Annotated in this window: 27 protein-coding genes and 4 pseudogenes; 8 read left to right on the top strand and 23 right to left on the bottom strand. The window is 54.1% G+C overall.

The window, feature by feature from the left end:
* The 4 genes from glpK to T260_RS126755 all read right to left on the bottom strand — a co-directional run.
* Positions 1 to 1,193, bottom strand: a 1,193-nt coding sequence (gene glpK / locus T260_RS126740; protein WP_023634188.1) for a glycerol kinase GlpK, incomplete at its 3' end; no start/stop codon positions are given.
* A 49-nt stretch (positions 1,194 to 1,242) separates the two neighbouring features.
* Entirely contained in the window at positions 1,243 to 2,061 is an 819-nt protein-coding gene (locus T260_RS126745) for an MIP/aquaporin family protein (RefSeq protein ID WP_020756086.1), read from the bottom strand.
* Between the two features lie 204 nt (positions 2,062 to 2,265).
* The gene (locus tag T260_RS126750; protein WP_031212907.1) at positions 2,266 to 2,667 is read right to left on the bottom strand and encodes a sporulation protein; all 402 of its coding nucleotides are present in this window, start codon (positions 2,665 to 2,667) and stop codon (positions 2,266 to 2,268) included.
* A gap of 194 nt (positions 2,668 to 2,861) precedes the next feature.
* Positions 2,862 to 3,113: a hypothetical protein gene (locus tag T260_RS126755; RefSeq protein WP_023634186.1), complete on the bottom strand. Its 252-nt coding sequence runs from the start codon at positions 3,111 to 3,113 to the stop codon at positions 2,862 to 2,864.
* Positions 3,114 to 3,433: 320 nt separating this feature from the next.
* On the opposite strand from T260_RS126755, the gene cspD reads away from it, so the two are divergent.
* On the top strand, positions 3,434 to 3,634 hold the full coding sequence (cspD, locus tag T260_RS126760) for a cold-shock protein CspD (RefSeq protein WP_003251474.1): 201 nt from the start codon (positions 3,434 to 3,436) through the stop codon (positions 3,632 to 3,634).
* 129 nt (positions 3,635 to 3,763) lie between these two features.
* Positions 3,764 to 4,033 carry a DUF2564 family protein gene (locus T260_RS126765; RefSeq protein WP_011230852.1) on the top strand — a complete coding sequence of 90 codons (270 nt, stop codon included), beginning with the start codon at positions 3,764 to 3,766 and terminating at the stop codon, positions 4,031 to 4,033.
* Positions 4,034 to 4,260: 227 nt separating this feature from the next.
* Here the strand turns inward: T260_RS126765 and T260_RS126770 are convergent, their stop codons facing one another.
* Both T260_RS126770 and T260_RS126775 read right to left on the bottom strand, forming a co-directional pair.
* Positions 4,261 to 4,476, bottom strand: coding sequence for a zinc-finger domain-containing protein (locus T260_RS126770; RefSeq protein ID WP_013145666.1), 216 nt, complete (start codon positions 4,474 to 4,476; stop codon positions 4,261 to 4,263).
* Positions 4,477 to 4,482: 6 nt separating this feature from the next.
* Positions 4,483 to 5,148 (bottom strand): ribonuclease H family protein, encoded by a 666-nt coding sequence (locus T260_RS126775; RefSeq protein ID WP_023634185.1) that lies wholly within the window; start codon positions 5,146 to 5,148, stop codon positions 4,483 to 4,485.
* Between the two features lie 232 nt (positions 5,149 to 5,380).
* Here T260_RS126775 and T260_RS126780 point away from each other — a divergent pair, with 232 nt between their 5' ends.
* Positions 5,381 to 6,307, top strand: a complete 927-nt coding sequence (locus T260_RS126780) for a DMT family transporter (protein WP_023634184.1) — start codon at positions 5,381 to 5,383, stop codon at positions 6,305 to 6,307.
* 105 nt (positions 6,308 to 6,412) lie between these two features.
* Here T260_RS126780 and T260_RS0120560 read toward each other — a convergent pair whose 3' ends face one another.
* A complete protein-coding gene (locus T260_RS0120560) occupies positions 6,413 to 6,886 on the bottom strand; it encodes a divergent PAP2 family protein (RefSeq protein WP_011230847.1) in 474 nt (157 codons plus the stop codon).
* A gap of 72 nt (positions 6,887 to 6,958) precedes the next feature.
* Here T260_RS0120560 and sspL point away from each other — a divergent pair, with 72 nt between their 5' ends.
* Positions 6,959 to 7,096: a small, acid-soluble spore protein L gene (gene sspL / locus T260_RS0120555; protein WP_011230846.1), complete on the top strand. Its 138-nt coding sequence runs from the start codon at positions 6,959 to 6,961 to the stop codon at positions 7,094 to 7,096.
* A 37-nt stretch (positions 7,097 to 7,133) separates the two neighbouring features.
* Here sspL and acnA read toward each other — a convergent pair whose 3' ends face one another.
* On the bottom strand, positions 7,134 to 9,854 hold the full coding sequence (gene acnA / locus T260_RS126785; protein ID WP_023634183.1) for an aconitate hydratase AcnA: 2,721 nt from the start codon (positions 9,852 to 9,854) through the stop codon (positions 7,134 to 7,136).
* A gap of 233 nt (positions 9,855 to 10,087) precedes the next feature.
* On the opposite strand from acnA, the gene sspO reads away from it, so the two are divergent.
* Positions 10,088 to 10,237: a small acid-soluble spore protein SspO gene (gene sspO / locus T260_RS126790; protein WP_008879509.1), complete on the top strand. Its 150-nt coding sequence runs from the start codon at positions 10,088 to 10,090 to the stop codon at positions 10,235 to 10,237.
* Positions 10,238 to 10,307: 70 nt separating this feature from the next.
* Here the strand turns inward: sspO and T260_RS126795 are convergent, their stop codons facing one another.
* Complete coding sequence (locus T260_RS126795; RefSeq protein WP_011230844.1) at positions 10,308 to 10,568, bottom strand: hypothetical protein; 261 nt, start codon at positions 10,566 to 10,568, stop codon at positions 10,308 to 10,310.
* Positions 10,569 to 10,693: 125 nt separating this feature from the next.
* Here T260_RS126795 and T260_RS126800 point away from each other — a divergent pair, with 125 nt between their 5' ends.
* Positions 10,694 to 10,840: a small acid-soluble spore protein P gene (locus T260_RS126800; protein WP_011230843.1), complete on the top strand. Its 147-nt coding sequence runs from the start codon at positions 10,694 to 10,696 to the stop codon at positions 10,838 to 10,840.
* 210 nt (positions 10,841 to 11,050) lie between these two features.
* Here the strand turns inward: T260_RS126800 and T260_RS126805 are convergent.
* Together T260_RS126805 and T260_RS126810 are read right to left on the bottom strand one after the other, a co-directional pair.
* A pseudogene (locus T260_RS126805) lies at positions 11,051 to 11,185 on the bottom strand (PTS lactose/cellobiose transporter subunit IIA); the annotation flags it as partial.
* Positions 11,186 to 11,227: 42 nt separating this feature from the next.
* A complete protein-coding gene (locus T260_RS126810) occupies positions 11,228 to 11,902 on the bottom strand; it encodes a cell wall hydrolase (protein ID WP_031212903.1) in 675 nt (224 codons plus the stop codon).
* A gap of 271 nt (positions 11,903 to 12,173) precedes the next feature.
* Between T260_RS126810 and T260_RS126815 the strand changes: the two genes are divergently transcribed.
* Positions 12,174 to 12,608, top strand: coding sequence for a DUF2621 domain-containing protein (locus T260_RS126815; protein ID WP_011230841.1), 435 nt, complete (start codon positions 12,174 to 12,176; stop codon positions 12,606 to 12,608).
* A gap of 189 nt (positions 12,609 to 12,797) precedes the next feature.
* Here the strand turns inward: T260_RS126815 and T260_RS126820 are convergent, their stop codons facing one another.
* From T260_RS126820 to T260_RS126830, 3 genes are all read right to left on the bottom strand, one after another.
* Positions 12,798 to 13,277 (bottom strand): CcdC family protein, encoded by a 480-nt coding sequence (locus T260_RS126820; protein ID WP_020278238.1) that lies wholly within the window; start codon positions 13,275 to 13,277, stop codon positions 12,798 to 12,800.
* Positions 13,278 to 13,478: 201 nt separating this feature from the next.
* Positions 13,479 to 13,835: a response regulator gene (locus T260_RS126825; RefSeq protein ID WP_011230839.1), complete on the bottom strand. Its 357-nt coding sequence runs from the start codon at positions 13,833 to 13,835 to the stop codon at positions 13,479 to 13,481.
* A 68-nt stretch (positions 13,836 to 13,903) separates the two neighbouring features.
* Positions 13,904 to 14,611 (bottom strand): cytochrome c biogenesis protein CcdA, encoded by a 708-nt coding sequence (locus T260_RS126830; RefSeq protein WP_011230838.1) that lies wholly within the window; start codon positions 14,609 to 14,611, stop codon positions 13,904 to 13,906.
* A 168-nt stretch (positions 14,612 to 14,779) separates the two neighbouring features.
* Here T260_RS126830 and T260_RS126835 point away from each other — a divergent pair, with 168 nt between their 5' ends.
* On the top strand, positions 14,780 to 14,959 hold the full coding sequence (locus T260_RS126835; RefSeq protein WP_011230836.1) for an aspartyl-phosphate phosphatase Spo0E family protein: 180 nt from the start codon (positions 14,780 to 14,782) through the stop codon (positions 14,957 to 14,959).
* Between the two features lie 57 nt (positions 14,960 to 15,016).
* Here T260_RS126835 and T260_RS126840 read toward each other — a convergent pair whose 3' ends face one another.
* The 9 genes and pseudogenes from T260_RS126840 to T260_RS126875 all read right to left on the bottom strand — a co-directional run.
* Positions 15,017 to 16,795, bottom strand: coding sequence for an ABC transporter ATP-binding protein (locus tag T260_RS126840; protein ID WP_023634181.1), 1,779 nt, complete (start codon positions 16,793 to 16,795; stop codon positions 15,017 to 15,019).
* A gap of 89 nt (positions 16,796 to 16,884) precedes the next feature.
* Positions 16,885 to 17,187: pseudogene (locus T260_RS1000000140990) on the bottom strand (multidrug ABC transporter permease/ATP-binding protein); the annotation flags it as partial.
* 24 nt (positions 17,188 to 17,211) lie between these two features.
* A pseudogene (locus T260_RS126845) lies at positions 17,212 to 18,801 on the bottom strand (ABC transporter transmembrane domain-containing protein); the annotation flags it as partial.
* 124 nt (positions 18,802 to 18,925) lie between these two features.
* Positions 18,926 to 19,138, bottom strand: a complete 213-nt coding sequence (locus T260_RS126850) for a YneF family protein (RefSeq protein WP_011230833.1) — start codon at positions 19,136 to 19,138, stop codon at positions 18,926 to 18,928.
* Between the two features lie 89 nt (positions 19,139 to 19,227).
* Positions 19,228 to 19,665 (bottom strand): sporulation inhibitor of replication protein SirA, encoded by a 438-nt coding sequence (gene sirA, locus T260_RS126855; protein ID WP_011230832.1) that lies wholly within the window; start codon positions 19,663 to 19,665, stop codon positions 19,228 to 19,230.
* Positions 19,666 to 19,917: 252 nt separating this feature from the next.
* Positions 19,918 to 21,924, bottom strand: coding sequence for a transketolase (gene tkt / locus T260_RS126860; RefSeq protein ID WP_023634179.1), 2,007 nt, complete (start codon positions 21,922 to 21,924; stop codon positions 19,918 to 19,920).
* Between the two features lie 118 nt (positions 21,925 to 22,042).
* Positions 22,043 to 22,273 (bottom strand): DUF896 domain-containing protein, encoded by a 231-nt coding sequence (locus T260_RS126865; protein ID WP_013145682.1) that lies wholly within the window; start codon positions 22,271 to 22,273, stop codon positions 22,043 to 22,045.
* Between the two features lie 129 nt (positions 22,274 to 22,402).
* Entirely contained in the window at positions 22,403 to 23,056 is a 654-nt protein-coding gene (locus tag T260_RS126870; protein ID WP_011230829.1) for a YneB family resolvase-like protein, read from the bottom strand.
* Positions 23,057 to 23,075: 19 nt separating this feature from the next.
* A pseudogene (locus tag T260_RS126875) lies at positions 23,076 to 23,222 on the bottom strand (cell division suppressor protein YneA); the annotation flags it as partial.
* Positions 23,223 to 23,243: the final 21 nt, after the last annotated feature.

Raw genomic sequence — 23,243 nt, 5'->3', positions numbered from 1 at the left:
GAATCGGCTTCCATGGCGGCGAGCACATCTTTTGTCTGGTAAGCGAGCGATTCCAAGGTGGCCCGGATGAAATGCTCTTTCGTTGTGCCGCGCGTGAGGCCAAACACCGCCCCGCGCACCTCGCTGTCCCAATACGGCGTGCCAAGCCCGACGAACGCCGGTACGACATACACCCCGTCGGTCGACTCGACTTTTTCGGCGTACGCTTCGCTGTCAGCCGCCGTTTTGATCATCCGCAAGCCGTCGCGCAGCCATTGAATGGCCGAACCGGCGACGAAAATGCTGCCTTCAAGGGCGTATTCAACCTTGCCGTCAATTCCCCAGGCGATCGTCGTGAGCAGCCCGTGTTTCGATTGCACCGCTTTTTCCCCCGTATTCATCAGCATAAAGCAGCCGGTGCCGTACGTATTTTTCGCCATCCCTTCCGTAAAGCACGCCTGGCCGAACAAAGCCGCCTGCTGGTCGCCCGCGGCTCCCGCGATCGGCACCTCCACGCCGAAGAAATGATGCGGAACCGTTTTCGCGTATACTTCCGAGGACGGGCGCACCTCAGGAAGCATCGCCTTTGGCACGTTTAAAATCGCAAGCAGCTCGTCATCCCACTCGAGCGTATGAATGTTAAACATTAATGTGCGCGACGCGTTCGAGTAATCGGTTACATGGGCGCGGCCGCCGGACAGCTTCCAAATGAGCCACGTATCAATCGTGCCAAAGAGCAGCTCTCCTCGCTCCGCCCGTTCGCGCGCCCCCTCGACATGGTCCAAAATCCATTTCACTTTTGTCCCGGAAAAATAGGCGTCAATAAGCAAGCCGGTTTTTTCGCGGAATAGCGGGTCATACCCTTTCGCTTTCAGTTCATCGCAAATGCCGGCCGTCTGCCGCGACTGCCAGACGATGGCGTTGTAAATCGGGTTGCCGGTGTCTTTCTCCCACACAACCGTCGTTTCCCGCTGGTTCGTAATGCCGATCGCCGCCACTTGTTCCGGCTTCACTTGCGCCTCGGACAAGACGCTGGCAATGACCGCAAGCACCGATCCCCAAATTTCATTGGCGTTGTGCTCGACCCAGCCGGGCTGCGGAAAATATTGCGTAAACTCTTTTTGCGCCATATGGACGATTTCGCCCTTTTGATTGAACAAAATCGCGCGCGAACTCGTTGTGCCTTGGTCGATGGCTAAAATGTATTGATTCATGACATTCTTCCCCCTTCACCTTTATTTGCTTACAAACCCGGTACGCCAACTAGAGAGAACGGCGGCTTGCGGCGCTGGTTGTTTTTCCTTTTGCCATCTTCGCCGCCGCCAAAACGACTGCGGTTGCCGCCAGCACTCCCCATAATGCGCCTGTCGGTTTTCCCAAGAAAACGGCTTTATAGACCAAACTGCCTAACGCGCCGCCAAGCAGCGGTCCGACGATCGGCACCCACGCATACGCCCAATTCGATGACCCTTTCCCTGGGATTGGCAACAAAAAGTGGGCTAAGCGAGGTCCAAAGTCTCGGGCCGGATTAATGGCGTATCCCGTCGTACCGCCGAGCGACAGTCCAATCGCCACGATCAAAAAACCAACGATAAATGGATTGAGCCCATCAGCGAATTTGTTGGCGCCAATGGCCAAGATGGCCAAAACCAACACAAACGTTCCGATGATCTCGCTAAGCAAGTTGGCAGCCGTATTCGGCACTGCCGGACCCGTCGCAAACACGCCAAGCTTGACACCCGGGTCGTCTGTTTCCTTCCAATGCGGCCAATAGTGGAGATAGACGACGGCAGCCCCAACCATAGCGCCAAGTACTTGTGCCAACACATAGCCAGGGACATCTTTCCATGGAAAATCACCGCTTATGGCCAATGCCACTGTCAGCGCTGGATTGAGATGGGCGCCGCTATACCGGCCGACAGCGTATACGGCCACGGCCACCGCCAGCCCCCACCCCATCGTAATGACAATCCAGCCCGAATTGGCCGCATATGATTTCTTTAAATTGACCCCGGCGCACACACCAGCGCCGAAAATGATGAGCAGTGCCGTGCCGATGAATTCCCCTAAAAATGGCGACATTTGTTCTCTTCCCCCTTTTCATTCGTGATTTCCTCTGCTATTTCCTGCTTGGGCGGCCCCTCCGGAGGGTTAGCCGTTGGGTGGAAAAACAAAAACCCACACACTTCCCCGCTAAGCAACGAGGAATATGTGTGGGTCTCCGCTTCTCCACCACAACGTTATTAACTTGCTTTTAGCATATCATCCGTTGAAAACGCTGTCAACCTATTTCTTCGGCAAAATTTGCACGTAATCGAAGTCGAGCGTATCGACCGCGTCTTCGATATGAAGGCGGGTGATGAACCGGTACGACCGGCCCGGGCGCGATGGCGGCAAGGTTTCCGGAATCGTGTAGGAAAACGGGATTTCCTTTTTCTCGCTCGGCTTGATCCAAAACGCTCCGGCCGCCGGAATGACGGCGACAATGGCATCCAGTTCCTTGCCGTTTTCGATTGTTTTTTGCACGAGCTCCACATCGAGCCGCTCGATCCTTTGTTCCACCGTTCCGCCGTAAATGTGGACGATCCCTTGAATCATTTCCCCCTGGCGCCATAACGATTTATTTAAGATCAAGTCGACGTGCGCCGACCCGACTCCGACTCTTGACATCATTTTGCGCAATAACACCGTAGTCACCTCTTTGTCTCTCTTGTCATATCATCATACGAAAAAACGAAGCCGCTTGTTTCAACGCGAGCCAAAAAATAAACAGACGATGCTGGCGCGGCACGTCTGCCCCTGGGAGAAACAGGGACGAATGCGGCTTGTTTTGTTACCGCTTACATTCGAGATTACCGCATTCGCCTTCCGCTGTCAATTGGTTATTCGTACACATTTTCGTTTTCGATAATGTAATCGATTCGAATAACCGGGACGTCCTGTTGCTCGACTTCCGCGACAATCAAGCCGACGCGGTCATTATAGATGCAAAACATATCCAGCCCTTTGCGAAACGCCGACTCTCCGTACGAAAGAACCATGTGGTAAATTTTATTGTCGCTGAAATAGCGGCGGCTGACCCGGCTCCCTAACCGGACGATCACTTCTTTTCCCGCGATTTTTCCGCGGTACATCCGCTCTCCCCCTTTTTGTCGTTCCTATTCCAATGTATGGGCGTTGTGGCCCGCTCATGACTATTTTCTCCCCCAGCGGCCCGTTTTCCTTTTCAACGCATTGTTTTTCGGGCCGGCAAACAATTTTTTCGGAAATTTCCTTTCTTTTGCTTGACGCGGCCACCCGCGGTAGTGTATAGTAAAGTCATCATATAACAGAATATATTTCAGGCATTCAACATGAAGGTGCATCTTGGATGGCTGTGAAGTATATTTTGTTATTTGATAAAAATCTTGAGGTTAGCCGAACAGGCTAAAGGTATTAGGAGGAATTCAGTATTATGCAACGTGGTAAAGTAAAATGGTTTAACAACGAAAAAGGCTACGGTTTCATCGAAGTGGAAGGCGGTTCCGACGTATTCGTCCACTTCACGGCGATCCAAGGTGAAGGGTTCAAAACGTTAGAAGAAGGCCAAGAAGTTTCGTTTGAAATCGTCCAAGGAAACCGCGGACCGCAAGCAGCGAACGTTGTCAAATTATAAGACTTCGTTGACATAGACGAGAGAACGGGAGCGGAACGAGAGGCACCCTGCTTAAGCAGGGTGCCTTTTTCATTGCGATTTGCATAGATTCAACCAAGCGGCGAACAATAAAAAAAGGGAGGTGTTCATATGGCCAGACGCGATGCCGACGTACATACGGGATACAACGACTTAAAGCAAGTGGAAATGTTCGTCGAGACGGCGGAGAAAATGGTCGGCCAGGCGACGATGCAGCTCGATCCCGAGATGCTTCGCCATGCCGAACAAGCGGTGAAAAACGCCCGCGACCAACTTGCACGCGCCCGCCAAGAAGCAACGGGCGTCGACGGTGATTTTCTCGCCCGTTGCGAACAAACATTGGCCCGCGCCGAACACCAGCTTCGCGAGGCGCGGCAATAAGGCAAGCAAGATGGAGCTTCGCTGTGCGAAGCTCTTTTGGCTTATATCCCCACTTGCTAAAGAAAACGAAGCAAACTGGCATTCTTTTGAGAAAACAGGCGAAAAAACCTGCTTTGCTGGCACAAGAAGTTATCTGATCTGCCTGTCAGCGGTGAAACGCCGTTCCATCGCTTGTCTCTTCAGTGCGCAAGAAGAAAACAGAGCGCCCCCCGCTTTCTGATCCGCCATTATCGACGCGGACGCGGCGGCGCTGATAGAAGCATCTCCCCGTACTGCCGCATTTGTTCCCCGACCGTGCATTGCTGGATGCAAAACGATTGGGCGTACGTTTTGCCGTACTCTTTCCGGAACGTGCTTTTTAAAAAGCAGCCATCGCAGTACGTTTCCTCCAGCCAAGCGATTTGGTCCAATATTTCTTTGCGTCGGTTCCGCTTCTTTCCCATACGACCTTACCCTTTCCCTGTCAATTCCGTTCGGCTTGTGATGATCTGCCCTTCAAGCGCCTGGCGGGCGAGCGAATCCGCCTCTTTATTTTGTTTGCGCGAAATCGGCTCGTACGCCGGTTCGATGTGAAGCTCGCGCATTTTCGCTTCAATGCGGTCAAGCCAGATGTTGAAATCGTCCTCAAAACACGGCCAATCGCCGGACAGCTGCTTTAACACGACGTGGGAGTCGCCGCGGAACGTCACCGGCAAATGATGGACGCCAAGCTCCTCAAGCAGCTGCATGACAAACCAAAATGCCGCATACTCCGCCTCATTATTGGATTTGATTTCGCCGAGCCGGCGGTTGGCGCGCAGCCGGTAGCGATGGTCGTTTTGCTTATAGTATACGACCGCGCCGGCGCCGCCTTGGAACGTCTCATGGTCAAAGCCGCCGTCGAAATACACAACGATCTCATGCGGCTCGCCGGCGATCTCCTCAAGCAGCTTTTGCAGCTCTTTTTTTGACCACACCGTGCCGTTTCGATCGACGAACTCCACTGTTTTCGTCCGCCCGGTTTTTTCAAAATCATCCGCCAAAGCGAGCGCCTTTTTGGCATCGACCCAATCGGAGACAAGAAACGCCTCTTGTTTTTTCGGCGTGATATACGTCCAGTGGATTTGTACGTCCAACGCATTGTCACCCTTCCGCGTGGCGATGATCGGAGCTGGTTTTTATTTTACCACACTTGCGCCCTTGTTCATTACCTAATATTATGCGCAATTTCTTCTTGTATCAACCATTTTGCCGCAGGCGCCCATCTTTTTTCCAAAATATCTATCTTTTTCGGCCTACTTGTGGTACACTAGCGGCTAGCACCCAAAATGAGATGGGGCGCAAGCATATGAAGAGGGAGGATTCGAATTGAAGCGTCAAACCATAGCCGATCTGAGTCTGCTAATGGTGACGTTCGTCTGGGGGGCGACGTTCGTCGTCGTCCAAAATGCCATTTCGTTTTTGGAGCCGTTGTCGTTTAACGCCGTTCGCTTCAGTTTGGCCGGCTTGTTGCTTCTCGCTTGGATCGCTGCCGCTTCCCGCCCACTCTTCGGCCAGTTGTCATGGCGAGTCATCGGCGCTGGGGCGTGGATGGGGCTATGGCTGTTTTGCGGCTACGCATTCCAAACGGTCGGGCTGTTGTACACCACTTCCTCGAAAGCTGGCTTTATTACTGGACTGAGCGTTGTGCTCGTTCCATTGTTTTCCTTTTTGATTTTAAAGCAAAAACCGTCTGTGAATGCGGCCATCGGAGCAACACTTGCTGCGTTTGGCCTGTATTGGCTGACGGGGGGAGCGGAGCTGTCGTTCAATCAGGGCGATTTCTTTGTCTTGCTCTGTGCTGTTTCCTTTGCCATGCACATTATCGTCACCGGCCTCTATTCCTCTCGGTATTCAACGATGTTGTTGACGATGGTGCAAATTTTCACCGTCGCCGCGCTCTGTTTCGTCTTTGCCTTTTGGTTTGAAGATGCCGACGACATGTGGAATATAGCGGTGCTCCGCCGTCCGGAAGTATGGGGGGCGCTCGCTGTGACATCGTTGTTGGCGACGACCGCGGCGTTTCTCATCCAAACGGCGGTGCAAAAATATACGACTCCCGCCCATGTCGCGCTGATTTTCGCCATGGAGCCGGTGTTCGCCGCTTTGACCGCCTACCTTTGGGCTGGAGAGCGGCTGTCGCCATCGGCCTGGCTTGGCGGCGCTGCGATTTTGGCCGGCATGATTTTCGCCGAACTGCCAAGCATGCGCCTCTGGGGCAGACGGTGGCGGGAAAAGCGGAACATCCCATCGTAGCGACAGAAGCTGTCCTGCATGAAAAGCGGGACAGCTCTTTTCCTAACTCCAGGTGTTGGGCCGCCCATCATTCCAATGCTGTGGACGCTCCACCCGCCTCACCGCCTAAACCATTCGTTTGCGGCGTCGGCACGCCCAATACGAAAGAGCACCGGTCGCCATGCCCAAGAGCGCCCCGCCGACGACTTCGATCGGCTCGTGCCCGAGCCGGGCGCGCAGCTGCCGCTGTCGTTTGTGATAAACGGTTTGTTTTGGATCTCCTTCTAACTTTTTTACTTCCTCGGCAAGCTCGTTCAGGCGAAGGGCGAGTTCGCCCGCTTGGCGCCGCACCCCTTGCGCATCGTACATGACGATCAGTCCAAACAACGCGGCCAAGGCAAAATCGATCGTGCGCACGCCTCGCTCGAGGGCGATAAATGTCGCTAAGGCGGAAACACCGGCAGAGTGGGAGCTTGGCATTCCGCCGGTTTCGAAAAAGAGCCGCCAGTCCCATCGGCCAGTCTCCAACTGCTTGATCGGGATTTTCAAAAACTGGGCGAGCGCGATTGTCGCGAGCGCCGTCTTCAGCCCCTTGTTCATCACGCTTTCCTCCTTTGCTTATATTTTGACCAAGGGTGGCCATACTATCCGTAAAGAGCGGAGGTGAGAGCAATGACCAAAAACGGCGGCCGAAACCGCGGCACGAAGGCGCCGGGCGTCAACCCGCAAGGCTTTGGCCAAGACGGAACGTTCACCCCGGATCCAAAAAGCAAGCTTGAGAACGCAGCGAAAAAGCTCAACACAAAATAAAAGCAGGCTTCCCGATATGGGAGCCTGCTTTTTGTCGTTATTGTTTCACTTTCGCCAATTTTTCGCGCAACACCATTTGCAAAATGCCGCCGTGGCGATAGTAGTCGATTTCGACTTCGCTGTCAAAGCGGACGATGACCTCAAATTCTTTCTTCTCACCCGTATCCGGGTTCGTCGCCGTCACTTTGACGAGATCGCGCGGTTTGACGTTTTCATCGATGTGAATGTCGAACACTTCTTTACCCGTCAAGCCGAGCGTCTCCGCATTTTCGCCTTCTTTAAATTGCAGCGGCAGGACGCCCATCAAAACGAGGTTCGAGCGGTGGATGCGCTCAAAGCTTTCGGCGATGACCGTTTTAATGCCGAGCAAGAACGTCCCTTTCGCCGCCCAGTCGCGCGAGCTGCCCATGCCGTAGTCTTTGCCGGCGATGACGACAAGCCCAGTGCCGTCTTGTTTGTATCTCATGCACGCATCGTACATCGACATCACTTCGCCGGTCGGCCAGTACGTCGTATAGCCGCCTTCCGTGCCCGGCGCGATTTGGTTGCGGATGCGGATGTTGGCGAACGTGCCGCGCATCATCACTTCATGGTTGCCGCGCCGCGAACCGTACGAGTTGAAATCTTTCGGCTCGACGCCTTTCGAGATCAAATATTGGCCTGCCGGCGTGTTTTTGCCGATCGACCCAGCTGGCGAAATATGGTCAGTCGTGACCGAATCACCGAACTTGCCGACGACGCGCAAGCCGGTGAGAGGTTCAACTTTGCGCACTTCCGGCGACAAGCCTTCAAAGAACGGCGGATTTTGAATGTACGTCGAGTTTTCATCCCATTGGTACAGCGGCTCATCCGTCGTTTCGATGGCGTTCCAGCGCGGATTGCCGTCGAACACGCGCTCATATTCTTTGCGGAACAGTTCCGGATCGACCGCTTGCTTGACGACATTCTTCACTTCTTCCATCGACGGCCAAATGTCGCGGAAATAGACGTCGTTGCCGTCTTTGTCTTTGCCAATCGGCTCGTTAAGCAAGTCAATGTCGACCGTGCCGGCGAGCGCATAGGCGACAACAAGCGGCGGCGATGCCAAATAGTTGCCTTTGACAAGCGGGTGGATGCGGCCTTCAAAGTTCCGGTTGCCGGACAGGACGCTTGTCACGAGCAGATCGCTTTCCGCGAGCGCTTTTTCGAGCTCCGGCGCAAGCGGACCTGAGTTGCCGATGCATGTCGTGCAGCCGTAGCCGACAATGTTGAAACCGAGCTGTTCAAGATACGGAAGCAGCCCCGAGTCACGCAAGTAGCCGGTGACGACTTTCGAGCCCGGCGCGAGCGACGTTTTCACGTATTTCGGCACTTGCAAGCCTTTTTCGACCGCTTTTTTCGCCACTAAACCAGCGGCGACAAGCACGTACGGGTTCGACGTGTTCGTACAGCTTGTGATCGCCGCGATGACGACAGCGCCCGTTTTTAATTTCACTTGTTCGCCGTTCAGCTCGACCGTAATTTCCCGCTCCAAGTCCGCTTCCGTCAAGCCAAAGCCTTGGTTGCCTTGCGGCGCTTTCACCGCGTCGCGGAACGACTGTTTCATTTTCGAGAGCGGGATCAAGTCTTGCGGCCGTTTCGGGCCAGACAAGTTCGTTTCAATTTCCGACAAGTTGATTTCCACAACATCCGTAAACACCGGCTCCGGTGCATCCGGCGTGTAGAACAAACCGTTCGCTTTGCAATACGCTTCGACGACTTGAACGTGATGTTCGTCGCGGCCGGTCAAGCGCAAATAGTCAAGCGCTTCAGCGTCGACCGGGAAGAAGCCGCACGTTGCCCCGTATTCCGGCGCCATGTTGGCAATCGTCGCCCGGTCGGCAAGCGGCAAAGTCGCCACTCCTGGTCCGAAAAATTCAACGAATTTGCCGACGACGCCTTTTTTCCGGAGCACTTGCGTCACCTTAAGCGCCAAGTCGGTGGCCGTCGCTCCGTCCGGCAGCTTGCCTGTCAGGCGGACGCCGATGACTTCCGGCACCGGGAAGTACGACGGTTGGCCGAGCATGCCGGCTTCCGCTTCAATGCCGCCGACCCCCCAACCGAGGACGCCGAGGCCGTTGATCATCGTCGTATGCGAGTCCGTGCCGACAAGCGTATCCGGGAACGCTTCGTACTCGCCGTTCTCCCCTTCGACCGCGTGAACGACGCTTGCCAAATATTCCAAGTTCACTTGGTGGACGATCCCCGTTGCCGGCGGAACGGCACGATAGTTGTTAAACGCTTTTTGCGCCCATTTCAAAAACTTGTACCGTTCGGCGTTCCGTTTGAATTCCAAATCCATGTTGTACTCCAGCGCATCGTCTGACCCGTAGCGGTCGACTTGCACCGAGTGGTCGATGACGAGATCGACCGGAATTTCCGGGTTGATTTCGTACGGATCGCCGCCCAAATCGGCCATCGCTTTGCGCATCGAAGCCAAATCGACGACAGCCGGCACGCCGGTGAAGTCTTGCAAAATGACGCGCGACGGCTTAAACGGCACGTCGATGTCTTTCATTTCCGGCGTTCCCCATTTCGCCAAGTTTTCGACGTGCTCTTTCGTGATGACGCGGCCGTCGACTTGGCGGAGCACCGATTCAAGCAATACTTTGATCGAGTACGGCAGGCGGCTCACCTGGCCGATGCCCGCTTCTTCAAGCGCTTGCAAACGGTAATAATTGTATTTTTTACCGTTGACTTCGAATGAAGAGCGGGCGTTGAACACATCTTGTTTCGCCATATGTATAACCCCCTTCACTTCACAATAATACTATACTATTTTTTCGCACAAAAGTCGAAAAAATAGCATGAATTCTCCCAATCCCCATAAAGTTCGGCACGACTTTATCTTATTATAGAACAGCACAAGTTGTAAATAATGATTTCCAATGTCTCGCCATATTACTTCCTTACCGCGGCAAAAGAGGAATAAGGCGCCCGTTTCGTCGCAAACTAGAAGCGGAGGTGAAACGAATGGCAAAGCGAAAAGCAAACCACGTGATCCCTGGCATGAACGCCGCCAAAGCGCAAGGAATGGGGGCCGGCTACAACGAAGAGTTTTCCAATGAACCACTGACAGAAGCACAGCGCCAAAACAACAAAAAACGAAAAAAGAACCAATAGCGTGGCGGCCATTCCGCCATCCCGGACTGCCATAGCATGAAAAAAGGGAATGTCCGCCGCCGGCATTCCCTTACTCGTTTTCATTGACTTCGTCAACGATCGCCTGCAAATCGCTGCGGAATTTTTCGAGCTGCACGCGCTGCGTTTCCGAGGCAACTTCGAGCGCGTTTTCAATTTGGGCGAACGCCTCGTTTACTTCTTGCCGAAGATGGGCCAGCTGGTGGCCGTAGTCGGCTTGATCACGCACCAAGTGATCGTGCCATTCTTTCGCTTCCATCGTCGCCTTTTGCGCTGCTTGAAACGCCTCTTGCTTCGTTTTATGGTAAACCATGGCTCGTCCCTCCTTCGCAGTCATTGCGGTCGTTCACTACTTATCGTTTCAAACCGGGCGCAAATTATGCGCCGAATAAGCGAAAGCACAACGCCGCATGCTAACGGACAAAGGAGGGACAACAAATGACGAACAAAAACGACGGCAAAGATATGCGCAAAAACGCCCCAAAAGGCGACAATCCTGGGCAGCCGGAGCCGCTTGACGGTTCGAAAAAAGTGAAGAACCGCAATCACACGCGGCAAAAGCACAACACAAGCCACGATATGTGACGCAAACAAGCGGAGTTTTCCTTCTCCGTTCAGCCGAGACCGGCGGCAGCCGGGAGGGCTGAACGGCTGGCGCCCTTATGTTCACATAATAAAATTATTGTAAAATCAACAAAGCGGGCGGTCGCTAGAACAGCCCGTTGCCGCCCGCCTTGGGTTCATTCCCGTTGAAGCGAATCATCCTCACCCGGTCAACAAGCCGGCCGACGACAATTATGATTCGGTTGTTTGCCGCTTGAGCGCTTCATACAGCTCCACGAATTCAGCGGCTAAATCCTTGACCGTGATCGCCGTCATTAAATGATCTTGGGCATGCACCATCAGAAGCGTCACCACCGGCTGCCCGCCGCTATGCACAAAACAAAAGAACGAGGCCTTATTCGACCCCGTTCATCTCGTGAAGACATGGTGCCCGATGCGAATCGTCACCGGACGCGACAACATCCATTTGTCTTTGGTGATTTTCGGATTGTAGAAATAAAGCGAGCCGCGGCGATCGTTTGGGAATAAGGCTAGCGCCTTGTCGACCGCCTCGTAATCCTGCTTGGTCGGCTGAATGCGGGTCAATTTCCCCGTTTTGGCTGGCACAAACGCATAGCCGGATTTCGTTTTTTGATAAATGACGCCGCGCACCGTCTTTGGAAACTCCGGATGCTTTGTGCGGTTTAAAATCACAAGCGCCACTTCCACCTTGCCGGCAAACGGCTCGCTCGAACCGGTCTCCGCTTGCACAAGCTGGGCGAGCAGCTTCCGGTCAGCGGCGCTTAATGAGATCGATTTCTTCTTTGCCGGCGCCGAAGCCGATCGTTTCGCCGCAGCCGGCACTTTCAGCCTTTCTCCGGCATAAATGGCATCGCTTTTTAAGTGATTTAACAACTTTAACGAAGCAACCGTAGTATGATATTGTTTGGCGATCTTCGACAACGTATCCCCTTTTTTCACTTGATAGTATGTATACGAGCCAGCCGCTTCCGCCGACAGCCCATGAGAGCTTAACGCCATACAGCAAATGATCGTGAGCGCTGCAATCGTCTTTTTCACTTTCACTCTGCGCATCCCCCTCATCGTTGCCTTTTGGCTTTTTTTCTTTGTTTACTAGATTAGCAGGCAAAGAAGGGAACGTCACTGTATATCTTTTCCATACAAAGCGGCCGGCGGCTTTCAATCCATTGGCGCTGTAAGGTGGGACAAGCTTTTTTACAGTTGCATTACAGTTGCGTTACGCTTCGTAACAAGCCGCTGTTTGAAACTTGCCAAACAGCAAGCTTTTCGACATAATAGTAGACGAATCTTGCCTATGGCAAAAACAGTTGATCATCATGTTGGGGTGGGGATCGTGCTGACCGGATGGTTTCTTTGGTTTATTTTGCTTTGGGTCGTCTTTTTGCTTGTCATGATGTCGATCGGCGGCTTTTTCATGTTCCGCAAGTTTTTGAAGCGGCTGCCGAAAGAAGATGGGAAATCGGAGCTCGACTGGCAGGAATATTACATTGAACAGACGCGTCATCTATGGGGGGAAGAAGAAAAAGCGCTGCTTGAGGAATTGGTTCGCCCTGTGCCGGAATTGTTCCGCGACGTCGCGCGGCAAAAGATCGCCGGCAAAATCGGCGAGCTTGCGCTCAAGGAACAGGCGCCGCGCATCACACGCGACTTGCTGATCCGCGGCTATATCATCGCAACCCCCAAGCGCGACCATAAGTTTTTGATCCGGACATTGCAGGCGAAGAACATCGATCTCGCCCCTTATAAACATTTATTGGAAAGCCGCTGACGTTCCGCCTTTCGTCTAAGGCTGACCGGCGGCTTTCGTCTGTTTCAGCATGGAAAAAGCGGCCCAAACAAGCAGCTTTTTAGGCCGGGACCGACGACTTCAGCTCCGTCTGCGGGACAATTCCAGGGAAGCGAAGTGAAGCGGCTTGGCGCAACAAAAAAGGGAGCTGTCCATCAGCGGGACAGCTCTTTATGTCAGCACTGGCGGTTTCAGCTGCGCCGCCAGCTTTCTATACGAAACGTACATTGCAATCCGCCATGGGACGATCATCGAAAACGCGAGCAAATAAAACATGCCGCTTAACTGGCGGTAGTCGATCGTTCGTCCTAAATACGTTTTCAAGCCAAGACGAATGACAATCAACCCGAGCAAAATCCAAATAAAGGATTTTGAGCGTTTCAAATAAATATCGCTGCCGCGGATTTCAAATTTTGACGTTTTAATGAGAAACAGCGAGAAAAACAGGCCGAGAATGACCGCTTCGATGAGCTCCCCGCGCGTAACGCGAAAGACCGGATCGATGAACATCAGCGCCCCGGTGCTCATAAACAGCGGCGGCAAAATAATTTTTTTGGCATTCGTCGGCTTTTCCGACGCCTTCATGCGCACAAAAAAGATGAAAAACGCCATCACAACGGCGATGAGCGATGTAATGAACGCCAAAGCCATCACCTTCTTCCGACAAAATTCACGGACAACGCTATTATAGCAAAAACCGCTCCGCTTGCCTACCGCCCTCTCCAGCCGCCCCCGCCTTCGCCAAACATCGCGCTCGCTTCATCCCTCTCGCTTGCCAAGAGGAACGCAGTCAGCTGTTTTCCAGCGGTCATAAGCCGGCGCCTTCCTATGCCGTACGAAGCCAAAGCCCGCTTACAAAAGACGGGCAATCGCCTCGAGCACGCGGGTTTCTTCAAACGGCTTGACGATGAAGTCAGCCGCTCCGGCTTCAATGGCCTCAACGACCATACGCTGCTGCCCGAGCGCCGAGCAGATGATGATTTTCGCCCCGGGATCGATCTCCTTAATCGCCCGCACCGCTTCAATCCCATTCATGACCGGCATCGTAATGTCCATGATGACAAGATCGGGGCGCAGCCGGCGATACAGCTCGACCGCCTCTTTGCCGTTTTCCGCCTCACCGGCTACGGTGTGATCCGTTTTTTCCAGTATGCGCGCCAGCGTTACCCGCATAAACTTCGCATCGTCAGCAATTAAAATGGCAGCCATCTTTCCATCGCCCTCTCCTCAACGATATTCCTCCAACAACAGCCGCACAAAGGGCGGCTCCATCGCCGCTAAAAACCAGTAAATCCGCCAAACAAGCTTGTCGTATAAGCAATCAGCTTTGTCATCCAGTCAAAGTACAAAACGACGCCCATCGCCACCATGACATAGCCGCCCGCCTTCATGATGGATGCGCTATGGCGGCGGATCCATTGCAGCTTGCCGATAAAAAACGACAACATGAAAAACGGAACGGCAAATCCAAGCGTATAAGCAAGCATATACATCATTCCTGAGCCCGGGTTGGTGGCGGCTAGAGCGACAACCGCCACCAAAATCGGCCCCATGCACGGCGTCCAACCGGCGGCAAACGCCATGCCGATCAGCACGGAGCCGACATATCCCGATGGCCGTTCACGAAACGAAATGCGCCGATCTTTCAGCAAAAACGCCGGCTTCCACAGCCCGGCGACGACGAGGCCAAGAGCGACGATCACGACCGCGCCGATTTGCCGGATCGCATCTTGATAATCAACAAACAGCCTTCCAAGAAGCGAGGTGCCAAAGCCAAGCGAGATAAAAATGAGCGAGAAGCCGAGCAAAAAGCAAAGCGTATGCCATAAGCTGCGGCGGTTCAGCATCGCGTTTTCCTCTTTCAACTCGCTGACCGACACGCCGGTGATATACGATAAAAACGCCGGATAAAGCGGCAAGCAGCACGGGGAAATAAACGACAAAAACCCGGCGCCGAACGCTAAAAATAGATTGAGATCATTCATTGGTGAACCAGCCCCTGCTTTTTTACTTTTTATTTTAGCAGAATTCCTTCTTCCCGTAACACGTTTCTCATTGTTCCTGGTCAATTTTTCTATTTTCCATTTTTGCGTTCACTGATAAAATAGTATAAAGCACCATACACAATACTTCAAGCAAAGGACGGTCGATTCGTGCCGAAATGCAAATTGTTGACCTTGATTGAACAAAAGCGGATGGAGCTTGTCGACACGGTGGCCAAAACGGGGTTAAACTCGGCGGCGGCCATGAAAATCAGCAAAGAACTTGACACGTTGCTCAATGCCTATCAACGCGAACAAACCAAGCGGCGAAAGCAAAGCGCCTCCCGCTAGGCGGGACATGGCGCTTTCTTCTTTTTGTTCCAAGCAGGGGCGGCAAAACGCCGCCATTTACGCATGGACGTCGACGAGGCCGTTTTGCAGCAAGTACATTTGGTAGTAAAGCCCTTTTTGCGCCAGCAGTTGCTGATGCGTACCGCGCTCGATGATTTCGCCGCGGTGGAGGACGAAAATTTGATCAGCGTCTTGAATCGTTGATAGACGGTGGGCGATGGCGATCGTCGTCCGCCCTTTCCGCATGCGCATGAGCGCATCTTGAATCGCTTCCTCTGTTTCGGTGTCAATATGGGCGGTCGCCTCATCGAGCACCAAAATTTTCGGATCAGCAGCGATCGTGCGAGCAAAGGAAAGAAGCTGGCGCTGACCGCTTGATAACGTCGCCCCGCGCTCGGCGAGCACATGGTCGTAGCCGCCGGGCAATTGCTCAATAAACGCATCGGCCTGCACGAGCCGAGCGGCCTCCTTAATGGCTTCGTCGTCCAGTTCCTGATTATACATGCGAATGTTCTCTTTGACCGTCCCGTAAAACAAAAACGGATCTTGCAAGACAAGGCCGAGGCGGCGGCGCAGCTCGGCGCGCGAGTAATCGCGGATCGACCGGCCGTCAAGCAAAATATCGCCGCGGTCAAACTCATAAAAGCGCATGAGCAAGTTGATGATCGAACTTTTGCCGCTGCCGGTATGGCCGACAAACGCGACCGTCTGACCTGGACGGATGACAAACGACAGCCGTTTCAGCACATCCCGTTTGCCGTCGTAGGAAAAGCTGACATCCCGAAATTCGATTTCCCCGCGCTCGATCACATGCGGCGACCAATTTGGATTGGCCGGCGCCTCTTCTTGATGATCAAGAAGGGCAAACACGCGAGAGGCGGAAACGATCGCCTGCTGGTAAAGAGACAGGCGCATCATCATTTGCGTCACCGGTTCGAAAAAGCGCTCCAAATAGTTGACAAACGCATACAGCACGCCGATCTCAACTGGGCCATCAAGCGCCGTGATGCCAAAAAAGCTGAGCACAACCATGATCGACAACATATACACCACATCGATCGCCGGTCGAAGCAGCAGTCCATCAAGGTGGATGTTTTTCATCCCCGCCTTGTAATGCGCTTCATTGACGGCGGCAAACTCTTGATATAAACGGCGCTGCTGGCGGAACGCTTGAATGACGGCCATTCCTTGCAGCGATTCGTTCAATTTGGCGTTCAGTTCGCTCAGCCGTTCGCGCATCTCTTGATAAAACACTGAGCTGTAGCGGCGGTATGTGTGCATGATGAACGCGATCGCCGGGAGGATGAACAGGCAAAACAACGCAAGCTTAGCATCAAGCGAAAACATGGCGACAAACACGCCGATGACAAACAAGCCGTTTTGCACAAAGGCCGCTAGGACGCTGATGAACATGTCCTTGATCGCTTCTGTATCGTTCGTCACCCGCGAAACGATGCTTCCGCCCGGCGTCCGGTCAAAATAGCTCATCCCGAGCCGGTGCACTTTCGCAAACACATCCATCCGCAGCGCTTGAATGACGTACAAAGCGAGCCGCTGAAACTCGACAAGCTGGAAGTAGGAAATGATCGTTTTCAAGACGAGCACGCCGAGATAGGCGGCGGCCAGCGCCGCCACCGGTCCAAAAGCGAGGCGGCCCGGCACCAAATAGTCATCAATGAACACTTTCACCAAATACGGGCCGGAAAGCTCCCCGGCCGTTGCCAACAGAAGAAGCGCAAACGCAAGCGCAGTTTCTTTTTTGTATCTTCCCATATAAGCGAGCAGCCGCCATAAGACGCGCCGCTGCTCTTTTGTTGTCAACCATCGGTCGTTCATCCACTTCCCCCTATCTTACAAACAACTTGTATTTTCAGGCTTTTCGCTCCGCTCGTTTTTGGCGAGAGCTCGAACGTTCAGACCTGTTGTTACTCCGCAAGCGCCTCAAGCTGCTGGCGTCGGTGCATGTCACGATACCAGCCGCCTTCTGCCATCAGCTGCTCGTGCGTTCCGGCCTGCACAATTCGCCCCCCGTCAAGGACGAGAATCCAATCGGCATGCTCAACCGCGCTTAAACGGTGAGCGGCGATGATCGTCGTTTTTCCGCGCCGCTCCTGTTTGAGCGCCGCTAAAATCCGCGCCTCGGTCTTCGCATCCACGGCCGACAACGCGTCATCAAAAATGAGCACTTCCGGGTCAATGAGAAGCGCCCGGGCGATTGACAGTTTTCGGCCAAGTTTTGTTCGATGGGGANGGTGAGCGGCGATGATCGTCGTTTTTCCGCGCCGCTCCTGTTTGAGCGCCGCTAAAATCCGCGCCTCGGTCTTCGCATCCACGGCCGACAACGCGTCATCAAAAATGAGCACTTCCGGGTCAATGAGAAGCGCCCGGGCGATTGACAGCCGCTGTTTTTGCCCACCGGATAGGGAAACGCCGCGCTCTCCGATGACCGTCTCATACCCGTCGGGAAACTGCAAAATGTCATCATGAATGTCGGCCAGCCGCGCCGCCCGTACGACCTCGTCCTCTCCGGCTTCCGGCTTGGCAAAGGCGATGTTGTCGCGGATGGAGGCAGAAAACAAGAAATGGTCTTGCGGCACGTAGCCGATCGCCGAACGGAGCGCGAAAAGCGTATAATCGCGGATGTCGCGGCCGCCGAAGCGAATCTCGCCGTCATAGCCGTCAAACTCGCGCAGCAGCAGGCGAAGCAACGTCGTTTTTCCCGCCCCCGTTTTGCCGACGACGCCAAGCGTCGCCCCACGCTTGAGCTGAAAACGAATGCCCCGAAGCGCCGGCTTCGCCTCGCCCGGATAGGCAAATTGACGAACATCATACTCAATGTCGCCTTGCGGAGCGATGTGAAGGGCATCCGGACGTTCGTTGATTTCATCTTGTTCAGCCAACAGCGCCCGCACCCGGTCGTACGAAGCACGCCCTCGCTCAACAATGTTAAACAGCCAGCCGAACGCCAACATCGGCCAAATAAGCAGGCCAAGGTAGGTCGTAAACGACACAAGCTCGCCGATCGTCAATTCGCCCGCCAAAACCATTTGGCTGCCAAACGCCACAGCGAGAAAAAATGACAGCCCAACAAGCAGCCCGATCGTCGGATCAAACAAGGCGTCAATTTTGGCGACGGCAACGTTTTTCGCCACGACGTCTTCCGATTGACGGCGAAACGCCTCGACATCGTGTTCCTCATAGCCGAACGCCTTGATGACGCGGATGCCGTTGACGCTTTCCTGCACCTTGTCGTTCAGCGACGAAAACGCCGCTTGCGCCGTTAAAAACCGACGATGGAGCATCGTCCCATAGCGGCTCGTCGCCGCCGCCATCACGGGCATCGGCAATAGGCTGATGAGCGTCAGCTTCCAGCTGATCGAAAACGCCATCGTTGCCAACACAAACCCGCCAAGCGTCACCGAGTCAACAAGCGTCAAAATGCCGCTTCCGGCCGTCTGCTGAATCGCTTGCAAATCGTTGGTCGCATGGGCCATTAAATCGCCGATCCGCTTCCGCTGGTAAAACGACGGCGACATGTTCGTAAAATGCTGATACAGCTCGTTGCGCAGCTGGCGGGCAAGCTTGACCGCCGAACCGAAAATGAAAATGCGCCAAGCGTAGCGGAGCCCGTAAAGCGCCGCCGCAACGGCGGCGAGGACGGCGATCCAGCGGATGAGCACTTCTTTTGTCATCGTGCCGTTTTTCACATGATCGACCAACAAGCCGATCACTTTCGGCGGGACTGTCTCCAAAAACGCCACGATGACAAGCACGAAAATGCCGGTGATATACGCCTTCTTTTCTTGACGGAAAAACCAAAACAAATCGCGAAACACGCGCATAAGGCCCGCCCTCCTTTCATTTGGCTGACGAACAATCGCCATATTATTGTAACAAAACTAGAAAAATTTTGAAAGAACATTTTGGCAAAATAAAAAGACACTCTCGATCGAGTGTCCGTTTCGCTTATTTCAGTTGATTGTTCATCATTTTCATCATCTGATTGATTTTCTTCTGCGACGGAGTCATGCCCATTTGCATCATCATCATGCGAATCATTTGTTCATTGATCGGCGGGTTTTTCTTCAAATAATTGATCATCGTTTTGCGGGCGACGAAAAATCCGATCGCCACCCCGGCGATGAGCGCCAGCACGCCAACGAGAATCGTACCCCACATAACAGCGATTTTCCTCCTTCTTGTTGTCTCCCTAACAGTGTACTAAACGATGCGTCATTAGACAATATTTCGCGACAAAAATCTTTTCATTACGCAAATTTTCTTCCTTGCCGAGGCGCAGACAGCCAGTAGTAATCGACAAAATCGGCGTCGACCGCCAAAAACGTCGGCGAAAGCCGAGCGAGCGCCCGCCCGATGTCCGCGGCAAGCGGCGCGCTGTCAGCGACAAGAAGCAAGCGGCGCTTTTGCACGACAAGCAACGCTTCCTCGCCGGCGTCGTTTTGCAAAACAAACATATTGCGCTCCAAATTTTTGCCGACGCGGCCGGCAAAATATTGCTTTAAGCCAAGTTCCAGGCGCGAAAATGACAGCCGTTCGGTGATAAATTCGACTTGCTTGCGGCAAATCGCCTTCAGCGGCGCTTTCGCGTATTGATGCTCACGAAGCAGTTCGACAATTTTTTCTGCCCGATGGCGGTAATGCGACGCCACATCGTCATTCAACAAATAAATCCAATAGCGGACCATGCCCCATCCCCCATTTCTGTTCATCTATTTTCTATTATAGAAAAGGAAAGGGGAAAAATATGTCTATTAACGGCAAGTTTTTTCACTAACATTGTCGATTTTTGTTTGCGGTGGCCATGCGGCCGCAAACAGGCCAACACGTCATGAACAAGCCTTTGCCCTCGATTCAACCCCGAAAATACTTGACCAAGGCGCAGCCATCTTTCACAAAAACAAGCTGCCCCTGCAACAACGCAAGGGCAGCTTTCCCGGTTACTTGCCGAGCAGCGCTTTTGTGCGGCGGACGACGTTGTCAACCGTAAAGCCATACTCGGCCATGATTTTCTCTCCCGGAGCGGAAGCACCGAATCGGTCGATGGCCAAAATGTCGCCCTCGGCGCCGACGTAGCGCTCCCAACCGAGCGACGCGCCCATTTCAATGGCGAGCCGCTTCGTCACGGCCGGCGGAAGCACTTCATCGCGGTACGATTTTGGCTGCGCTTCGAAGCGGTCCCACGATGGCATGCTGATGACGGAGACATGGATGCCCTCAGCGGCGAGCGCTTCTTGCGCTTTGACGGCCAGACCGACTTCCGAGCCAGTCGCCAACAACAGCGCCTCCGGAGCGCCGTTTTTCGCCGGTGAAACGACGTACGCACCTTTTTTCACGCCTTCATACGCCAACTCAGCTGTTGCCGCCAACGTCGGCACATCTTGACGCGTCAAGACGAGCGCAGTCGGCTTGTCCGTCGATTCGAGCGCCAGCCGCCATGCTGCCGCCGTTTCGTTTGCGTCAGCCGGACGGATGACCGACAAGTTCGGCATCGCCCGAAGCGAAGCGAGATGTTCGATCGGCTCGTGCGTCGGCCCGTCTTCGCCGACGGCGATGCTGTCGTGCGTCAAGACGTAGATGACCGGCAAGCCCATCAGCGCCGCCAAGCGGATCGCCGGACGCAAATAGTCAGAGAACACGAAGAACGTGCCTCCGAACACTTTCAACCCGCCGTGAAGCGCCATGCCGTTCAGCGCCGCCCCCATGGCAAACTCGCGCACGCCAAACCAAATGTTGCGCCCTTCGTAGCTGTCCGGCAAGAAGTTGCCGCCGCCTTTGATGAGCGTTTTATTCGAGCTTGCCAAATCCGCCGAACCGCCAAACAATTGCGGCACCGCTTTGGCGATGGCGTTGATCACTTCCCCGGACGATGAGCGGGTCGCCAGGCTTTTGCCCGCTTCATACACCGGCAGCGCCGCCTCCCAGCCATCCGGAAGCTTCCCTTCAATCGCCCGCTTCAGCTCGGCGGCCAGCTCCGGATGCGCCCGTTCGTACGCGGCGAACTGTTCGTTCCATTCCGCTTCTTTTTTCGCACCGGCCTCTTGCACCGTTTCTCGGAAATGGGCATATACTTCTTCCGGTACATAAAAATCTTCAGCAAACGTCCAGCGGTACGCTTCCTTCGTCAGCTTCGCTTCTTGGGCGCCGAGCGGAGCGCCGTGGACGCCGGACGTGCCCGCTTTATTTGGCGCGCCGTAGCCAATCGTCGTTTTTACTTCAATGAGCGTCGGCCGGCTGAGGTCCGCCCGCGCCTCCTCGAGCGCTTTGGCGATTTCTTCAATATTGTTGCCGTCCTCAACGCGCAAATATTGCCAGCCGTACGCTTGGAAACGTTGGGCGACGTTTTCCGAGAACGACAGGTTGAGCTCCCCGTCCAGCGAAATGTCGTTCGAGTCATACAGGACGATCAGACGGCCGAGCTTCAAGTGGCCGGCGAGTGACGCAGCTTCGCTCGCCACTCCTTCCATCAAATCGCCGTCGCCGCAAATGGCGTACGTATAATGATTGATGATCTCAAACCCGTCGCGGTTGTATGTAGCAGCCAAATGCCGTTCCGCCATGGCCATGCCGACCGCCATCGCAATCCCTTGGCCGAGCGGGCCGGTCGTCGCTTCCACGCCCGGCGTATGGCCGTATTCCGGATGGCCCGGCGTTTTGCTTCCCCATTGACGGAATTGTTTCAAATCATCCATCGATACGTCGTAGCCGCTTAAATGAAGCAAGCTGTACAATAACATCGACCCGTGCCCGGCTGACAAGACAAACCGGTCGCGGTTGAACCAGTTTGGATTCGCCGGGTTATGATTCATAAATTTCGTCCAAAGCGTGTACGCCATCGGCGCCGCGCCCATCGGCATGCCCGGGTGCCCGGATTTCGCTTTTTCGATCGCGTCAATCGACAGCGTTCGAATGGTGGTAATCGCCAACTCCTCGATTGAATGCGCCATCGTCTTCCTCCCTTTCATCAACATGGTGTCATTTACTATCATATAGAAAATCAGATTCCTTGTACAACGTTTATTTCCTCCTTCGGGACAAACGAGACGCCGTCTGTTTTTTCGCGGCTTAATGGAAGCGCCGCCGCTGGCTTTCCTTTAATTTTTTCGGCGTCACGTCGTTGCCGTTCGGGTCAATGACGGTCACTGTATGGAGCATATCGGTCATCGCCTTGCGGAACGCTTGAATGTACTCACGGCGCAGCTTCGCTTGCTCGAAAGCCTCTTCGGCCGACAAGCCGGCCGTTTTCGCTTTTTTCGCCAGTTCATTGATGCGGGCTAATTTATGTTTGGCAAGCATTGATCATCTTCTCCTATCTGCCATATTCTCACTCTGTTTTATCTTATCTGATCAACCGGGAAGATGGCAACGATGGCATCTTGGTTTCCTTTGCCCGCTCGCCGCTTTAGGGCCAGGCGCAGTACACGATCAACGCCGCCTTTGTTGCTCGTCCATATATTCCTGGTAACGCCGATGGACGGTCGCCTTGGACACCTCGTAGCCGAAGCTTCGCATCGTCGCGGCGATATCGGCAAACGTCAGTCCGCGCTCGCGCAAGCGGACGATCTCCTCAACCGGCAGATCGATTCGATCGCGCCCGGCGTTTTCGCCCCGGCGCCTTAGGTTCCGCTCCGGTCGGTAGCCGCTGGCGATGGCTCGCTGCATGCCACGCTTAATTTTGGCGTTATGTATTTTTCTTTGGTACTCCTCGACAATAGCGATGATGGATAACACCATCTCATCGGCCTCCGACAGCGGCATCTCCCCGCGGTGGCTGGCGCTGTATATTTTCACCCCTTGCTTTTTCAAGCAATGCAGCACCGCCATGCGCGCATGGCCACGCCCAAGCCGCGTTTCATCTTGAATGAGCAGCACATCGACCTCGCCTTCCTCGCAAAGCGAAAGCAGCTCCAACACGCCGTCGCGGTCGGCTTCATAACCGCTCGCCTGCTCGGCGATCACTTTCACGACTTCAAATCCACACTCGGCCGCCAGCTGCTCGAGCTCATCTCGTTGCCTCGCGAGCGACGTTTCCTGTTCAGCTTTGTCCGTGCTGACGCGGCAGTAAATGACCGCCCTCATGGCCAATCCCTTCTTTCCATCACTGATTGACGGCCACCGAGCCGCCCTGCTTTGATTTTAACACAGGAATGACAATTTGTTCACCGGCGGCAAGACGCGGGCTCGGCAAATGGTTGACATCGACGACCCAGCGGATGAACTCATCAGGCGGCATATGGTGTTTTCGGCGCTATTTTGTCGTCGGCGG

The organism is Geobacillus thermopakistaniensis (assembly GCF_000498995.1).
Classification (GTDB): domain Bacteria; phylum Bacillota; class Bacilli; order Bacillales; family Anoxybacillaceae; genus Geobacillus; species Geobacillus thermoleovorans.
The sequence above is the reverse complement of the archived record's forward strand: the minus strand, read 5'-3'. Positions and strand labels throughout refer to the sequence as shown.

Bases quoted from the DNA above. Each gene is read 5' to 3' on its own strand.
- T260_RS126745 (WP_020756086.1), bottom strand. From the start codon at position 2,061: ATGTCGCCATTTTTAGGGGAATTCATCGGCACGGCACTGCTCATCATT.
- T260_RS126755 (WP_023634186.1), bottom strand. From the start codon at position 3,113: ATGTACCGCGGAAAAATCGCGGGAAAAGAAGTGATCGTCCGGTTAGGG.
- cspD (WP_003251474.1), top strand. From the start codon at position 3,434: ATGCAACGTGGTAAAGTAAAATGGTTTAACAACGAAAAAGGCTACGGT.
- T260_RS126765 (WP_011230852.1), top strand. From the start codon at position 3,764: ATGGCCAGACGCGATGCCGACGTACATACGGGATACAACGACTTAAAG.
- T260_RS126770 (WP_013145666.1), bottom strand. From the start codon at position 4,476: ATGGGAAAGAAGCGGAACCGACGCAAAGAAATATTGGACCAAATCGCT.
- T260_RS0120560 (WP_011230847.1), bottom strand. From the start codon at position 6,886: ATGAACAAGGGGCTGAAGACGGCGCTCGCGACAATCGCGCTCGCCCAG.
- sspL (WP_011230846.1), top strand. From the start codon at position 6,959: ATGACCAAAAACGGCGGCCGAAACCGCGGCACGAAGGCGCCGGGCGTC.
- acnA (WP_023634183.1), bottom strand. From the start codon at position 9,854: ATGGCGAAACAAGATGTGTTCAACGCCCGCTCTTCATTCGAAGTCAAC.
- sspO (WP_008879509.1), top strand. From the start codon at position 10,088: ATGGCAAAGCGAAAAGCAAACCACGTGATCCCTGGCATGAACGCCGCC.
- T260_RS126795 (WP_011230844.1), bottom strand. From the start codon at position 10,568: ATGGTTTACCATAAAACGAAGCAAGAGGCGTTTCAAGCAGCGCAAAAG.
- T260_RS126800 (WP_011230843.1), top strand. From the start codon at position 10,694: ATGACGAACAAAAACGACGGCAAAGATATGCGCAAAAACGCCCCAAAA.
- T260_RS126810 (WP_031212903.1), bottom strand. From the start codon at position 11,902: ATGAGGGGGATGCGCAGAGTGAAAGTGAAAAAGACGATTGCAGCGCTC.
- T260_RS126820 (WP_020278238.1), bottom strand. From the start codon at position 13,277: ATGGCTTTGGCGTTCATTACATCGCTCATCGCCGTTGTGATGGCGTTT.
- T260_RS126825 (WP_011230839.1), bottom strand. From the start codon at position 13,835: ATGGCTGCCATTTTAATTGCTGACGATGCGAAGTTTATGCGGGTAACG.
- T260_RS126830 (WP_011230838.1), bottom strand. From the start codon at position 14,611: ATGAATGATCTCAATCTATTTTTAGCGTTCGGCGCCGGGTTTTTGTCG.
- T260_RS126840 (WP_023634181.1), bottom strand. From the start codon at position 16,795: ATGAACGACCGATGGTTGACAACAAAAGAGCAGCGGCGCGTCTTATGG.
- T260_RS126850 (WP_011230833.1), bottom strand. From the start codon at position 19,138: ATGTGGGGTACGATTCTCGTTGGCGTGCTGGCGCTCATCGCCGGGGTG.
- sirA (WP_011230832.1), bottom strand. From the start codon at position 19,665: ATGGTCCGCTATTGGATTTATTTGTTGAATGACGATGTGGCGTCGCAT.
- tkt (WP_023634179.1), bottom strand. From the start codon at position 21,924: ATGGCGCATTCAATCGAGGAGTTGGCGATTACCACCATTCGAACGCTG.
- T260_RS126865 (WP_013145682.1), bottom strand. From the start codon at position 22,273: ATGCTTGCCAAACATAAATTAGCCCGCATCAATGAACTGGCGAAAAAA.
- T260_RS126870 (WP_011230829.1), bottom strand. From the start codon at position 23,056: ATGAGGGCGGTCATTTACTGCCGCGTCAGCACGGACAAAGCTGAACAG.